We start from the raw sequence: 13,888 nt of genomic DNA on the forward strand, positions 1-13,888 counted from the left end.
GAGTGCCTTCCAATGCCGCCTGCCAATACCTGTGATCATCCGCCGGCCGAACGTTTCGGGGCTTTCTGCCACGACAACCATGTCGGCGCGCCGGGAGCGGACGCCGGCCCGCTCTCGGGTCTTTCCTTCGCGATCAAGGACGTGTTCGATGTCGCGGGCAGCCGGACGGGTTTCGGTCACCCCGCCTGGCTCGCCTCCCACGAGCCGGCCGATGCCACGGCGGCGACCGTCATCCGGCTGCTCGACGCCGGCGCGGACCTCATCGGTCGCACGCTCAGCGACGAACTCTGCTATTCGCTTTCCGGCGAGAACTTCCATTATAGGATGCCGGTCAACCCGGCCGCCCGCGATCGCCTGCCGGGCGGATCCTCCAGCGGTTCGGCGGTTGCCGTGGCGGGAAAGATCGTGGACTTCGCTCTCGGCACCGATTGCGGCGGCTCGGTGCGTGTCCCGGCAGCCTATTGCGGCCTGTTCGGGATAAGGCCAACCCACGGACGCATTCCGCTCACGGGCATCTGTCGCTTTGCTCCGCGCTTCGACACGGTCGGCTGGTTCGCGCGCGACCCGGCACTGCTGAAGCGCGTCGGCGAAGTGCTTCTCGGCGAAACGTCGACCTCAGGTTTCAACCGCCTGGTCATCGCGACGGACGCGTTCGAGCGCTGCGACGCCCACGTTCGTGCGGTGCTCGATGCCGGCGTTCAGCGCCTCTCGAACCTCTTTCCCGACCACGTCTCACAGCCGCTGAGTCCCGAGGGGCTGGGCACCTGGCTCGACGTCTTCCGCACCCTGCAGGCGAGTGAAATCTGGCAGTCTCTCGGGCCGTGGATCGAGCGCATCCACCCGACCTTCGGCGATGGTGTCGGCCAGCGTCTGGCTGCCGCCGCCCTCGTGGATTGCACCGAGGCCGCCTCCGCCCGCCAGCGCGCCGACGCGATCGCGTCCGAGCTGTCGGCCAAGATCGGCGAGCAGGACCTCGTCTGCCTGCCCACCACGCCGGGCGCCGCACCGCCGCGCGACAGTTCGACGGCCCAGGTGGAGAACGATTATCGACGCCAGGCCATGGAATTGCTGTGTCCCGCCGGTCTCGGAGGACTGCCGCAGGTCACCATTCCGATCGGCGTCGTGGACGGCGCCCCCGTGGGATTGTCGATCATGGCACGACGCGGCAAGGATATGGACCTGCTCACTCTGGCCGCGCAGTGCTTTTCCGATGCGCCATTTCAACCGGAGAACGGATGACGACCGCCACGCCAAAGCCTGCCGAAGATCGCCAGGAAGATTCGTCGTCCCCGGAGCCATCCGACACCGTTTCGGCGGAGACGCGCCCGCGTAGACGTTCGCCGGCTAAACGCAATGCCGCCGTTACCCGCCAGCGCATTCTTGAAGTGGCAATGGCGGAATTCGCCGAGCACGGCTTCAGCGGGGGCCGCATCGACCGCATTTCCGCCGCGGCCGACGTCAACGTCAGCATGATCTACCACTATTTCAGCAACAAGGACGATCTCTACCTCGCGGCTCTCGAGGCATCCTACAAGATCATCCGCGACCGTGAGAAGACGCTCGATGTCGCCGATGCCAATCCGCGACAGGCGCTGAAAGCGTTGGTCGAGCTCACCTTCGACTTTCTCAGCACCGACTCTTATTTCGTGCGGCTGATCATGAACGAAAACCTGATGATGGGCCGCATGGTGCAGCAATCCGCGACCATTCCCCATATGACGCGCCCATTGCTGGATTCACTGCGAACCATTCTGAAATCCGGCCAGAAGGCAAACGTGTTCCGCAAGAACATCGACGCCGAGAACCTTTACGTGTCGATCCTCGGCCTGTGCTTCATCCACGTGTCGAACCGCTACACGTTGAGCAGCATGTTCCAGCACGACTTCTCGGAACCGGAATGGCTTGCGAAGCGCCGCCTCGTCGTCGTGGACGTCGTGACGAGCTACGTGGCCAACGTCAAAGCCAAGTGATGCTCTGCGCTAGCTGACATCACGCCCAATAACTTGGTCACACCCACACCGTGGCCGGGTGCCGGGTGCCGTCGAAGAAGCGCCCATGGCGAAACGGCGTCGGGTCGACGATCGGGACGTCGCCCGTCACGAGATCGGCGGCCAGTCGTCCGCCGGCGGGTCCAAGCCCGAAGCCGTGCCCGCTGAATCCGGTCGCGACATAGCAGCCCGGCGCCTTGTCGATCGCCGAGATGACCGGCACGGCATCCGGCATGGAATCGATGAGCCCGCCCCAGGTCTCGGCGATCCCCACGCCCTTCATGGCGGGAAAGGCGGCCTGGAACTGCCCCATGGTCTTCGCGATGAGCTTCCTGTCCGGCACGGGGTCGAGCACGCGCGTGACCTCGAACGGCGAAATGCCATCCGTGCGCCACTTACTGAGCGATTCCGGCCCCTCGAAAAAGGAACGCCCGAGCCTGATGCTGAGCCCGCGCCCCCGCTTGATGAGCAGCGGCAGGAAGTCGGCGGCGTAGCGGATGCCCTGCGGTGTGATGTCGACCCGGCCGGTGCCGCGCATGGCGACCGAATAGCCCCCGTCGAGGCGCCGACGGAAGGAGAAGCCCGGACTGCCGACGCCGCCCGTTCCTTCGCTCACCTGCGGAGCCGCCTGCGTACGCAGCACCGAAGCGAAGACGCCGGCCTGCGGCAGGCTGATCCCCTGGTGCCGCAGGAGCATCGAGGTCCAGGCGCCTCCGGCACAAAGCACGGCGTCGGTCCTGATGGTGCCCCGCTCGGTGACCACCGCGGAAACGGCACCCGCCGAGGTCTCCCATCCGCGCACCGCGCAGTTCTGGACGATGACCGCCCCGAGCCTCCGGGCGCCCCGGGCGATGGCGGGAGCGGCCTTGGACGGCTCGGCGACGCCGTCGATCGGAGAGTACAGGCCCGCGACCCACTGGTCCGTCGTGCCCGGCAGCATAGTGCGGAGCTCGGCCGCGTTCAGGATGCGCCCCTGCGTCTGGAAGGCGCGCTTCTGCTCCAGCATGTCCTCCCAATTGGCGACCTCCGCCGGATCGCGCGTCACGACCAACATGCCGGTGCGGCGAAATCCCGTCTCCTCGCCCAGCTCGCCGTCGAGTTTGCCCCACAGATCCGTGCTCGCCATGGCGAGCGGCATTTCCGGCAGGGCGCGCCCCTGCTGGCGTACCCAGCCCCAGTTCCGGCTGGACTGCTCGCCGGCGATGCGGCCCTTCTCCACGACCACGACCGAATGGCCCTTGCGCGCAAGGTAATAGGCCGCGCTGACGCCGATGATGCCGCCGCCCACGATCACCACGTCGGCGCGTTCGGGAAGTCGCTCATCGCTGGGTACGCTGTCGACGGGAGGAGACATGGCCTCGTTCCTTGCTGGTCTGACGAACCTTCATTCGGCCGGGATGGAGGCCAGTTCGGCCTCCTCGGCCCTCGCCGCCTCGGCGCGCCGCGCCCGGCCCCTCTGGTCCTCGCGTCGCTTGATCAGCTCATAGGCGAGCGCGGCGCACAGGGTGACTGCGACGATGATGGTCGCCAGTGCCGAAATGGTCGGTGTGGAGCCCTGCCGCACCCGGCCGGCCAGGACCGTGGTCAGCGTCTTGTCCGAGAGAATGGCAAAGGTCGTCGTGTTGTAGTTCTCGAACGACGACAGGAAGGCCAGCACGGCCGCGGAAAAAAGGGCGGGCTTCAGGAACGGCAGCAGGATGTGGCGGAACACCTGCGGATAGGAGGCGCCGAGGTCGAGCGCGGCCTCCTCCTGCGAGCGGTCGAAACGCTGCAGCCGGGCCAGGATGATCAGCATGCAATAGGCCGAGATGAAGCTCGCATGGCCCAAAACGGTGAGGATGACGCCGTCATAGAAGAATTTGGTGCTGGTGACGGTCGTCAGCTCACGCCAGAACACCACGGTCGAGATGCCGATGATGATGCCCGGGGTCAGCACCGGCGAGACCACGACCAGATAGTAGAAGGAGCGCGCGAGCGGCGCGATCTGGGTCATGACGATGGCGCCGGCCAGTCCGATCGGCACCGAGATGCAGACCACCAGAAAGCCGATCAACAGGCTGGTGCGGAAGCCCTCCATCATGTCCCGGTCGGCGAACAGCTTGCCGAACCATCCGGTCGTGAAACCTTCGATCGGCCAGACCTGCGGGTATTCCGGCGTGTTGAAGGCGGAGACCGCCATGACGACCAGCGGACCTAGCAGGTAGACGAAGAAGATCGCGATGTAGAGCGCGAACATGACGCGTTGGAAGGGACCAGCCGTCACCGGGTGATCTCCCCGAGCTTCAGGCCCGTGATCCGCAGGACCGTCAGCACGAAGACGATGCAGGCGACGAGCAGGAGGAAGGCGTAGGCGGCGCCCTGCGGCCAGTTGAACAGTTGGTAGAAGCGGTCATAGACGATCGGCGTGAACCACATGGTTCGCGGTCCGCCGAGCACCATGGGCGTGGCGACCGCGCCGGTGCACAGCATGAACACGAGCGTGCATCCCGAGGCGATGCCGGGCTTGGCGTGCGGCATGACGATGAAGGCGTGGATGTGCCACCACGGCGCCCCGAGATCTCGCGCCGCCTCGATCTGATTCCTGTCGAGGCTTTCGATCGCGTTGTAGAGCGGGAAGATCATCAGCAGCAGATAGGCGTAGCTCAACCCCATATAGAGACCGACATCGGCCGCGAGGAAGTCGAACGGCTCGCTCGTCAATCCGAGGCCCATCAGCGCCTGATTGACGATGCCTCCGGACGAAAGGAGCACGCGGAACGCGAAGGCGCGCAGGATGTCGTTCACCCAGTAGGGAACGATGAGCAGCAGCAGCAGGACCCTCAGCCTCTCCGCCGTGGCGGACTGCGCCATGTGGTAGGCGAGCGGGTAGCAGATGGCGAAATTCAGCAGCGTTATCAGTATGCTGGCGAAGATGGTCGTGAAGAAGGCGTTGATGTGGATCCAGTTCCAGTGAGCCGTCGACGTCAGGGATCCAAAGAGGAAGTAGCGGTAGTTCTGCAGCGTGTAGACGTCCTTCGGCCCGCCCATCTGCGACAGCGGAAGCTTCGGCCGGAACGACAGGTCCACCATGTAGATCATCGGCAGGACGATGATGAACAGCGCCCAGAAGCCGACCGCGATGATGAGGTAGAGCCCGATCGGCCACCCGTTGCGCTGGAAGAAGCCGGGCCGGCTGGCGGACGTCCCCGTGCCTTCGACGCGTGCGATCAGCCAGAAGGCGATCACCACGACCAGCGGCAGCAGGAGAATGACGTAGATGCTCCTCATGGCCGCCCCCTCAGTGGCTTGCCGGCAGGGCGAGCAACAGCCCGTCCTTCGGCTCGAAGCCCACGCGGAGGTTCTCATTGCTGGAGGGCGCGCCGGCGCCACCGCCTATGGTGGCGGTGATCTTCTGGCCGGTACGCACCCGCAGGGTCACATGGGTGACGCTGCCTTCATAGGCGACATCGAGGGTTTCGCCCTCGAAGCCGACCGTCGAGCCGTTCGCCCTCAGCGCCAGCGACTCCGGGCGCACGAACAGCAGCGCCTCGGCGCCCGGCGTCAGACCGACGGGATTCCGGCCCTTTAGGATGCCGAGCGGCGTCTCCAGCGTCGCGAATCCATCCTCCACCGATGCCACCCGGCCCCGTATCCGGTTGTTCTCGCCGACGAAGGAGGCAACGAAGGGCGTGCGCGGCTCGGCATAGACGGCACGTCCGTCGCCGACCTGCTCGATCACCCCGGCATTCATCACGGCGATGCGGTCCGACATGGTCAGCGCCTCGCCCTGGTCGTGGGTTATGTAGATGAAGGTGATGCCCACACGCTTCTGGATGGCGCGCAGCTCCGCCCGCATATGCTGGCGCAGCTTGAGGTCGAGCGCCGAGAGCGGCTCGTCGAGCAGCAGCACCGAGGGCTCGACCGCCAGCGCGCGGGCGATGGCGACGCGCTGCTTCTGCCCGCCCGAGAGCTCGGAGACCTTCTTGTGGCCATGCTCGGTCAGCGCGACCTGAATGAGCAGGTTCTTCACCTTCTCGTCGCGCTCGTGGCGTGGCACCCCGCGAACGCGCAGGCCATAGCCGATGTTCTCGGCCACGCTCATCATCGGGAACAAGGCGAGGTTCTGGAAGATGAGGGCGGTCGGCCGCTTGTTCGGTCCGAAGCCCTTCATGTCCTCCCCGCCGATGCGCACGCTGCCGCGGGTCGGCTCGATGAAACCGGAAATGGTGCGCAGGAGCGTGGTCTTGCCGCAGCCGGAGGGGCCGAGAAACGAGAAGAACTCGCCCGGCTCAATGGTGAGGTTGGCGTCCCGGACGGCGACGAACTCGCCAAACGTCACATTGACGCCTTCAAGCTCCACGGCTGCGGCCATACGGTTTTTCCACGCACAGAGATAGCGATCGGCCACGGGCGGGCCGGGATAGCGAAAGCGAGACGCGCGGCCTTGCAGGAAGGCGGGTCGGCCAGCCGGCCGCCCGCCCTCCATGGCGCGCCGCGTGCTCAGGCCGCCTTGAACTTTTCGGCGTATTCGTTGCGAAGCTGCGTGTACCAGGACGTATCCGGGGGCCGCAGCCAGAGCTTGTCCAGCGCATCGCCGGGATAGGCCTCGGCGAAGTTCTTCTTGGACGCCTCGGAGAGGAAGGCGTCCGCGCCCTTCACCACCGGATTGTAGCCCGAGCCGTCGGCCACCATGGCGGCCACTTCCGGCGTGTGGACGAAGTTGAGGAACTCGTAGGCCTGATCGATGTTCGTCGCGCCCTTGGTCATGGCCCAGCCGTCGATCCAGGTGATCGCGCCCTCCTGTGGGGCCATGAAGCCCACGGGCTTGCCCTGCTTCTTGAGCGAAAGGATCGGCCCGTCCCAGGTCTGGCCGATCACGCAGCCATTTTCGAGAAAACCGGACTTGGTATTGTCGGCGCTGTCCCAGAACTGCTTGATCTGGGCCTTGTTCTCCACCGCGAACTTGGTGATCGGGTCGTAGATCTTGCGAGCCGTCTCCTCGTCCTTGTAGCTGTCGCGCATCCGGTCGGTGGGGAGCTTGCCGCTGGCGTCCCACCACAGGCCGATGCCGAGCAGCAGCGAATGCGGGCGGCCCTGGAGCTTGCCCTTGTACTCGGGCGCCCAAAGCGTTCCGAAGCTGAGGCTGTCATACTTCAGGTCGGTCAGGTCGGTGCGCCAGGAAATGGCCTCCGTGCCCCAGCAATGGGGCACGTGATAGAGCTTGCCGTCCCAGGTCCACAGGCTGGTCGACCCCGCCAGCATGGTCGGGATGATGGCATCGAGCTTCAGCTTGTTGGTGTCGAACGGAGCGAACACTTCCAGCTCGCGGAATTCGGGCGCCCGGCTGAAGGACGGCATGCACAGGTCGAAGCCTTCGCCGTCGGTCGCCTGCAGCTTATTGATCTGCTCCTCATTCTGCGAGAATGGGGTGGTGCGAACCTTGATGCCGGTCTTCTTGGTGAACTCAGGAATTACCGGGTTGGGGACTTCGTCGCTCCACGTCAGCAGGCTGAGTTCACCCGATGACGCGAACGCGTTGCGCACGATGTAAGGGGCGCCGATTGCCGCGGTGCCGGCACCGAGAGCGCCCTTCAGGAAGGTGCGGCGATTGAACGCCCGCGCGGCCCTCAGGGTTTTCATGGCGGAGGAACCGTTATTCTTCGGGGAGTGGAGCATGACGGCATGTCCTTCGGATGAACGGATGGGAAGTCGGCCGCGGTTCAGGCGGCGAAGCGAAGGCAGTCGCTTACGGCAAGGGCATCCCACAGCAACGCGGCCATACGGCACCCCTTTCATTCCAATAGATAGAATGGTATGTCGCTAGATAGAATGAAAATCTGCCGAGAGAGTGTCAAGTGCGTTTGTGGGCACGAATTAATCCTGCATGATATTTGCGCAAATTCGGGTGCCGATGGGGAAAACGGCGGCACGCGGTTCGGGGGCTGATCGCCGGCCGCCGCGTTCTTGGGCAGCGAGGAGGAAATGCACGTGGCAGAAACGGCACTCAAGACCAAGGGAGTCGAAGCCGTCGACAAGGCGCTCCACATATTGTCGCTGTTCACGGCGGACACGCCGAAGCTCTCGCTGGGCGAGATCAGCCAGCGCAGCGGCTATGTAAAGAGCACGGCGATGCGCCTGCTCATCTCCCTGCAGCAGGCCGGCCTCGTCGTCATGCAGCCGGACAAGAGCTACATGGTCGGCCCGCAGACCTTCCGGCTTGGGCATCTCTACCAGCGCAGCCTGCGGCTCGAGCCCGTCGTGCGGCCCGTATTGCGCGCCCTGGTACTGCGCACGGGCGAAAGCGGTTCGTTCTTCAAGCGCGAGGGCAATATGCGGGTGTGCCTGTTCCGCGAGGATTCCTCGCAGGTGCTGCGCGAGCATGTGCCTGAAGGCGAGGCCGTGGGGCTGGACAAGGGCGCGCCGGGTCACGTCCTCTCCGAGTTCTCGGACGTGGACGGAACCCGCCCGGCGTCCGATGCGCAGCTTGCGCGCCTTCCCATCGTCTCGCTCGGCCAGCGCGGTCCCGACATCGCCGGCATCGCCGCACCGGTCTTCGGAGCCGCGCAGGGTCTCGTCGGGGCCGTGACATTGTCGGGTCCGCGGACGCGCTTCACGCCCGAGGTCATCGAGGACATGAGGCCGCTGGTGCTCGAGGCGGCCCGCGAGCTCACGCGCGCGCTGGCCGGCTCCTTCTATGACGACCTGTCAGTACGCGTGCCCCGGCTCGATCACGTCGGCTAGCGGGGCGCCGGCGAGGTAGCGGTCCAGATTGGACGCTATCTTGTCGGAGAGACGGCGCAGGAAGGCGGGATCCGACCAGGAGATGTGCGGGGTGATGCGCACCGAGGGATGCGTGTAGAGACGGTGCCCCGCCGGGAGCGGCTCGGGATCCGTCACGTCCAGGGTCGCGAAGCCGACGCGGCCGGAATCCAGTGCATCAAGCAAGGCATCCTGATCGACGAGATCGCCGCGCCCGACATTGACGAGGTGCAAGCCGGGCTTCGCCATGGCCAGCAGCTCGCTGGAGACGATATGGCGCGTTTCCGCCGTCGACGGCACGGCGACGACGAGATGATCGGCCTGCGCAACCATGGCCGACAGGGCGCACGGCTCGACACCCGGCTCCCGGCCAGACCAGACGCCACGTCGCGTCGCCAGGATCCGCATGTCGAAGGCGGCGGCCCTCCGCGCGATCGCCTGGCCTATGGCGCCGTAACCGACGAGACCCAGCGTCGCCCCTTCCAGCCGCCCGAGGGCGACTTCGCCCCAGCCTTCGGGCCCGCGTACCGTGACCTGCTCGATGCGCTTCTCCCGTGCCAGCAGGGCGGCCAGCACATATTCAGCGATCGGCACGGCGGCAATGCCGCGCCCGGAACTCACGATCGTGCCCGACCACATCCAGGCTGGATAGGCATCCATGCCGGCGGACATGGTCTGCACCCATCGCAGGCGATGCGGCCAGCCTTCGGGGGGTGATGCCGGGGCGCTTCGCCACGCCGGAAAGGCGCGGGTGAGCAGGATATCCGCCGCCGAATCCACCTCCCAGGGACGGCTGGAGCCATCATGCTCGATGATGACGGGCCGCGACGGATGGTCGGCCAGACGCGCGCCGATCTCCGGCCCGAGCTGATTGACGATCACCGCCGGCATCGGCCGCTCCAGCACCTAGAGATCGAAGGGGGACACATATTTGCCCGACAGGTTCACCAGCACGCTCTTGGTCTGGAGGTATTCGTGTATCATGTCCGCACCTCCCTCGCGCCCGAGCCCGGACATCTTGTATCCGCCGAAGGGCGTGATGTTGGAGCTCGCGCGGTAGGTATTCACCCAGACCGTGCCGGCCTGAAGCTTCGCCGCCACGCGGTGGACCCGGTTGACGTCCTGCGTCCAGAGGCCGGCACCGAGGCCGAAGCGGATGTCGTTGGCGATCCGCAGCGCATCGGCCTCGTCCTCGAAGGGAATGACGCAAAGCGCCGGCCCGAAGATCTCCTCCTGCGCGATGCGCATGCCGTTTTCCACGCCGGTGAAGATCGTCGGCTCGATGAACAGCCCCTTTCCAAGCCCGGGGCGCGTGGCGGGCCCGCCGCCACAGGCGACCACCGCACCTTCGCCCCTGCCCATCTCGATGCGCTGGAGAATGCGATCGAACTGCGGCCTGTTGGCAACCGGCCCGATGTGGGTCGCCGGGTCCATCGGATCACCGAGCCGGATCCGGCCCGCGAGATCGACCACCCGCGGGACGAAGGTGTCATAGATCGAGCGCTGCACCAGCAGTCGGGAGCCGGCGATGCAGCTCTGACCACCCGACGCGAAGATGCCCGCGACCGCGCCCTGCGCGGCATTGTCGAGATTGGCATCCTCGAACACGATGTTGGGCGACTTGCCGCCCAGTTCGAGGATGACCGGCTTCAGCCGCTTGGCCGCGCCCGCATAGACGGCGAGCCCGCCATCGACCCCGCCCGTGAAGGCCAGCTTCACGACGTCCGGATGATCCACCAGCGCCTTGCCGGCCTCGCCGCCGAGACCTGTGACGACATTGACGACACCGTCGGGGAATCCTGCCTCTCCCACCAGCGCAGCGAAGCGCAATGCCGAGGCAGAGGTGAACTCCGAAGGCTTGATGACCGCCGTGTTGCCTGTCGCCAGGGCCGGCGCCAGCTTCCAGGCCAGCAGATTCAGAGGCGAATTCCAGGGCGTGATCATGCCGATCACGCCCAACGGCTCGCGGCGAGTATAGCTCAGATGTTCCGGGCGATCGGTCGGCAGCACCTCGCCCGTGATCTTGTCGGCAAGGCCCGCATAGAAGTAGTACCACTCGGGGATACGGCCGACCTGCGCCTTCATCTCGCGATAGGTCTTGCCGTTGTCGCGCACCTCGATGGCGGCGAGCTCGTCGACATGCGCCGCGACGAGATCCCCGAGCCGCCGCATCAGCGCCGCCCGCGCGGGCTGGGTCATCGTGCTCCAGGGCCCTTCCCGGAAGGCACGCGAGGCGGCCGCCACCGCAGCCTCCACATCCTCGGGCGAGGAGCGGGGCACCCGGCCCCAGACCTCGCCGGTGAAGGGATTGTCGCAGTCGAGATAGGCACCGGATCGCGGCGGGACATAGGCGCCATTGATGTAGTTGTTCCAGATTTCCATTGCGCGCTCTCCCACTTCAAGCCCGGACGCTCGGCTTCGGCTTGACGACGTTAGCCGAAGCCTTCATTCTATTCAATGAATTTTCATTCTATTGTATGGAATGAACGTTTGCCATGAAACTTTCACCTCGCCGGTTGCGCTGCTCTCACACCTCGGGAACCACGATGAAGCACTTCGAGGCCAACAGTCCCTATGCCCGCGACATCGGCGCGGTCGTGCATCCTCACACCAATCTGCGCGTTCATCTGGAGAAGGGCCCGGAAATCTTCACCCGGGGCCGCGGGCTGTTCGTCTATGACGAGGAAGGGCGCGAATTCTTCGACGCCGCCGCCGGCCTGTGGTGCGCCTCGCTCGGCTTCGGCAATGAGCGCCTCGCCCGCGTCGCCTACGACGCGATGAAGAACCTCGGCTACTACCAGATCTTCCGCGGCGCCTCGAACGGGGCCGCGATCGAGCTCTCCGAGCGGCTGCTGGCGCTGGCGCCCTGCCCGATGTCGAAAGTCCTGCTGCAGTGTTCCGGCTCGGAAGCCAACGACACGGCCGTCAAGCTGGTCTGGTACTTCTGGAACGCCCTCGACAAGCCGGAGAAGCGCAAGATCATCTCGCGCAAGGGCTCCTATCACGGCTCGACCACCATCGACGTCTGCCTCACCGGCAAGCCGGAATTCCATGCCGGCTTCGGACTGCCGTTCCCCGGCTTCCTCCATACGGACATGCCCTATTATTACCGCCACCATGTCGACGGAGAGAGCGAGGAAGAGTTCTCCCAGCGCCTCGCCGACAATCTGGAGCGGCTGATCCTCGAGGAAGGCCCCGAGACGATCGCCGCCTTCTGGGCCGATCCGGTGGTCGGCGGCGCCGGCGCGGTGCTTCCGCCGAAGGGCTATTTCGAGAAGGTGCAGGCCGTCCTTCGCAAGTACGACATCCTGTTCGTCGCCGACGAGGTGATCTGCGGCTTTGGCCGCACAGGCAATATGTGGGGCTCGCAGACCTTCTCCATCACGCCCGACATCATCACCTGCGCCAAGGCTCTTTCCGCTGCCATGCAGCCGATCTCGGCGGTCCTGATCAACGAGCGCATCTTCGAGGGGATGAAGATCCAGAGCGATCGGAACGGCCGCTTCGTGCACGGCTACACCTATGCGGGCCACCCGGTCGCCGCAGCGGTCGCGCTGGAGACGCTCAAGATCTACGACGAGACGGACATGATCGGCCATGTGAAGGCCATGGAGCCGATCTTCCTCGGCGGCCTTGCCGCATTGAACGATCATCCGCTGGTGGGCGATGTCGCCGGTTGCGGCCTGATCGCCGGCATCGAGGTGGTCGCTGACAAGAAGACGCGCGAGATGTTCCCCGCAAGCGTCGGCCTTCCGGCCAAACTGGAGGCCAACGCCCTCAAGCACGACCTGATCCTGCGACATGTAGGCAACCGCCTGGCCTTCTCCCCGGCGCTGATCATCACGGAAGCCGAGATTCACGATCTCGTCGGACGCGTGAAGGCATCGCTCGACGACACGCTCGCCGAACTCGGCTGATCCACGGCTAGACGATTTTCAGGCGGCGCGGGCGCTGCGGTGCCCGCGCGCGGGAGATGTGCGTGACCCATTCTCTTGGCGAGGATTCTCTTGGCGAGGATATCGTCGCTTCTCCCGGCGATGACCGACGCAAGCAGATGATCGCGAACGGCGCGCGCGGCGCACTCACGCTCGCGGTTGGCGGCTTCGGGGGCTATCTCGCCAGTCTCATTCATCTGCCGCTGCCCTGGATGATCGGCGCCATGATCTCCTGCGCCGTGCAGGTATGGATCACGCCCGGATTCCTCTGGCCCGGCGCACGTCCCCTCGCGCTCATCGTCCTGGGGCTCGGCCTCGGGCAGAGCTTCACCTCCACCATCCTCTCGGCCGTCGCCTCGGCCCTGCCCATCGTGGTCCTCGCCGGAGTCTCGACGATCTGCGTCGGGGTGGTCTTTAGCCGGCTCTTCGCCAAGCTGGCCGGCACCGACACCAAGACCGGCTATTACTGCGCCGTGCCGGGCGGCGTCATCGTGATGGCGATTCAGGCGGAGCGCATCGGCGCCGATGTCGCCACCGTCACCTTCACCCAGTCGATCCGGCTCGTCGTGGTGGTGCTTACCATTCCGCCGCTCCTCGCCTTGTCGGGCATCTCCCACCACGGCGACTTTCCGATGAACTCGGCCGCTCCACCTGTCCATGCTCTCGCGCTTGCAGGCATGCTGGTGGCCGGCTTCTTCTGCGCACGGATCGGCAATCGCCTGCACCTCACCAATCCGTGGATGATCATGCCATGCTTCATGGCCGTGACCCTCTGCTCGTTCGACGCGCTGCCCTCGGGCGTGCCGGTGCCCATGATCGACGCGGCCCAGGCGGTCCTCGGGACCGCGCTCGGCATACGGCTCACCCGCGAATTCCTGCTACGTTCGTGGCATCTCCTCGTCGCCTCCGTCATATCGACACTGGCACTCGCCGCGACCCTTGCCACGCTCGCGGTCGTCCTCGCCTGGCTTTCCGGATTGCCGACGGCGGCGGTCATCCTTGGCATGGCGCCGGGCGGCATGCCGGAAATGTCGCTGACCGCCCGGGCTCTCGACGCTCCGGTGGCACTGGTGCTCGGCTTCCATTTGGTGCGGGTGGTGCTTTCCAACCTGCTCATCGAGCCGATCTGGAGCCTTGCGTCCCGCCTGGGTATGGCGCGGTGAGATCGGACCCACGGATGCCGGCGAGTGCGGCAGGTGAGGGACGTTCGATCTGGGAACGGGCTCG

12 protein-coding genes are annotated in these 13,888 nt (G+C 65.7%); 5 read left to right on the top strand and 7 right to left on the bottom strand.

Translation table 11 applies throughout. The features are described 5' to 3' along the window. The first annotated feature begins 12 nt into the window (after positions 1-12). Positions 13-1,239 (top strand): amidase, encoded by a 1,227-nt coding sequence (locus tag NVS89_RS05610; RefSeq protein ID WP_258731585.1) that lies wholly within the window; start codon positions 13-15, stop codon positions 1,237-1,239. Next, positions 1,236-1,970, top strand: a complete 735-nt coding sequence (locus tag NVS89_RS05615) for a TetR/AcrR family transcriptional regulator (protein WP_258731586.1) — start codon at positions 1,236-1,238, stop codon at positions 1,968-1,970. Before NVS89_RS05610 ends, NVS89_RS05615 begins: the two co-directional genes overlap by 4 nt. Positions 1,971-2,007: 37 nt before the next feature. Here the strand turns inward: NVS89_RS05615 and NVS89_RS05620 are convergent, their stop codons facing one another. The 5 genes from NVS89_RS05620 to NVS89_RS05640 form a co-directional block, all read right to left on the bottom strand. Next, positions 2,008-3,342, bottom strand: a complete 1,335-nt coding sequence (locus NVS89_RS05620; protein ID WP_258731587.1) for an NAD(P)/FAD-dependent oxidoreductase — start codon at positions 3,340-3,342, stop codon at positions 2,008-2,010. A gap of 30 nt (positions 3,343-3,372) precedes the next feature. Further along, positions 3,373-4,251, bottom strand: coding sequence for an ABC transporter permease (locus NVS89_RS05625; RefSeq protein WP_258731588.1), 879 nt, complete (start codon positions 4,249-4,251; stop codon positions 3,373-3,375). Then, positions 4,248-5,255: an ABC transporter permease gene (locus NVS89_RS05630; RefSeq protein ID WP_258731589.1), complete on the bottom strand. Its 1,008-nt coding sequence runs from the start codon at positions 5,253-5,255 to the stop codon at positions 4,248-4,250. The genes NVS89_RS05625 and NVS89_RS05630 overlap by 4 nt, the downstream gene beginning before the upstream one ends. 10 nt (positions 5,256-5,265) lie before the next feature. Further along, positions 5,266-6,339, bottom strand: coding sequence for an ABC transporter ATP-binding protein (locus NVS89_RS05635; protein WP_258731590.1), 1,074 nt, complete (start codon positions 6,337-6,339; stop codon positions 5,266-5,268). 128 nt (positions 6,340-6,467) lie between these two features. Beyond that, positions 6,468-7,607 carry an extracellular solute-binding protein gene (locus tag NVS89_RS05640; protein ID WP_258731591.1) on the bottom strand — a complete coding sequence of 380 codons (1,140 nt, stop codon included), beginning with the start codon at positions 7,605-7,607 and terminating at the stop codon, positions 6,468-6,470. A gap of 348 nt (positions 7,608-7,955) precedes the next feature. Between NVS89_RS05640 and NVS89_RS05645 the strand changes: the two genes are divergently transcribed. Continuing rightward, positions 7,956-8,708 carry an IclR family transcriptional regulator gene (locus tag NVS89_RS05645; protein WP_258731592.1) on the top strand — a complete coding sequence of 251 codons (753 nt, stop codon included), beginning with the start codon at positions 7,956-7,958 and terminating at the stop codon, positions 8,706-8,708. On the opposite strand, the gene NVS89_RS05650 is transcribed toward NVS89_RS05645, so the two are convergent. Together NVS89_RS05650 and NVS89_RS05655 are read right to left on the bottom strand one after the other, a co-directional pair. Then, a complete protein-coding gene (locus NVS89_RS05650; RefSeq protein WP_258731593.1) occupies positions 8,673-9,617 on the bottom strand; it encodes an NAD(P)-dependent oxidoreductase in 945 nt (314 codons plus the stop codon). The genes NVS89_RS05645 and NVS89_RS05650 overlap by 36 nt on opposite strands. A 15-nt stretch (positions 9,618-9,632) precedes the next feature. Then, complete coding sequence (locus NVS89_RS05655) at positions 9,633-11,108, bottom strand: aldehyde dehydrogenase (RefSeq protein ID WP_258731594.1); 1,476 nt, start codon at positions 11,106-11,108, stop codon at positions 9,633-9,635. A 164-nt stretch (positions 11,109-11,272) separates the two neighbouring features. Between NVS89_RS05655 and NVS89_RS05660 the strand changes: the two genes are divergently transcribed. Both NVS89_RS05660 and NVS89_RS05665 read left to right on the top strand, forming a co-directional pair. Further along, positions 11,273-12,643, top strand: a complete 1,371-nt coding sequence (locus NVS89_RS05660) for an aminotransferase (protein WP_258731595.1) — start codon at positions 11,273-11,275, stop codon at positions 12,641-12,643. Between the two features lie 62 nt (positions 12,644-12,705). Further along, positions 12,706-13,824 (top strand): AbrB family transcriptional regulator, encoded by a 1,119-nt coding sequence (locus NVS89_RS05665; protein WP_258731596.1) that lies wholly within the window; start codon positions 12,706-12,708, stop codon positions 13,822-13,824. Positions 13,825-13,888 lie beyond the last annotated feature (64 nt).

It is taken from the genome of Ancylobacter mangrovi (genome assembly GCF_024752355.1).
Classification (GTDB): Bacteria; Pseudomonadota; Alphaproteobacteria; order Rhizobiales; family Xanthobacteraceae; genus Ancylobacter; species Ancylobacter mangrovi.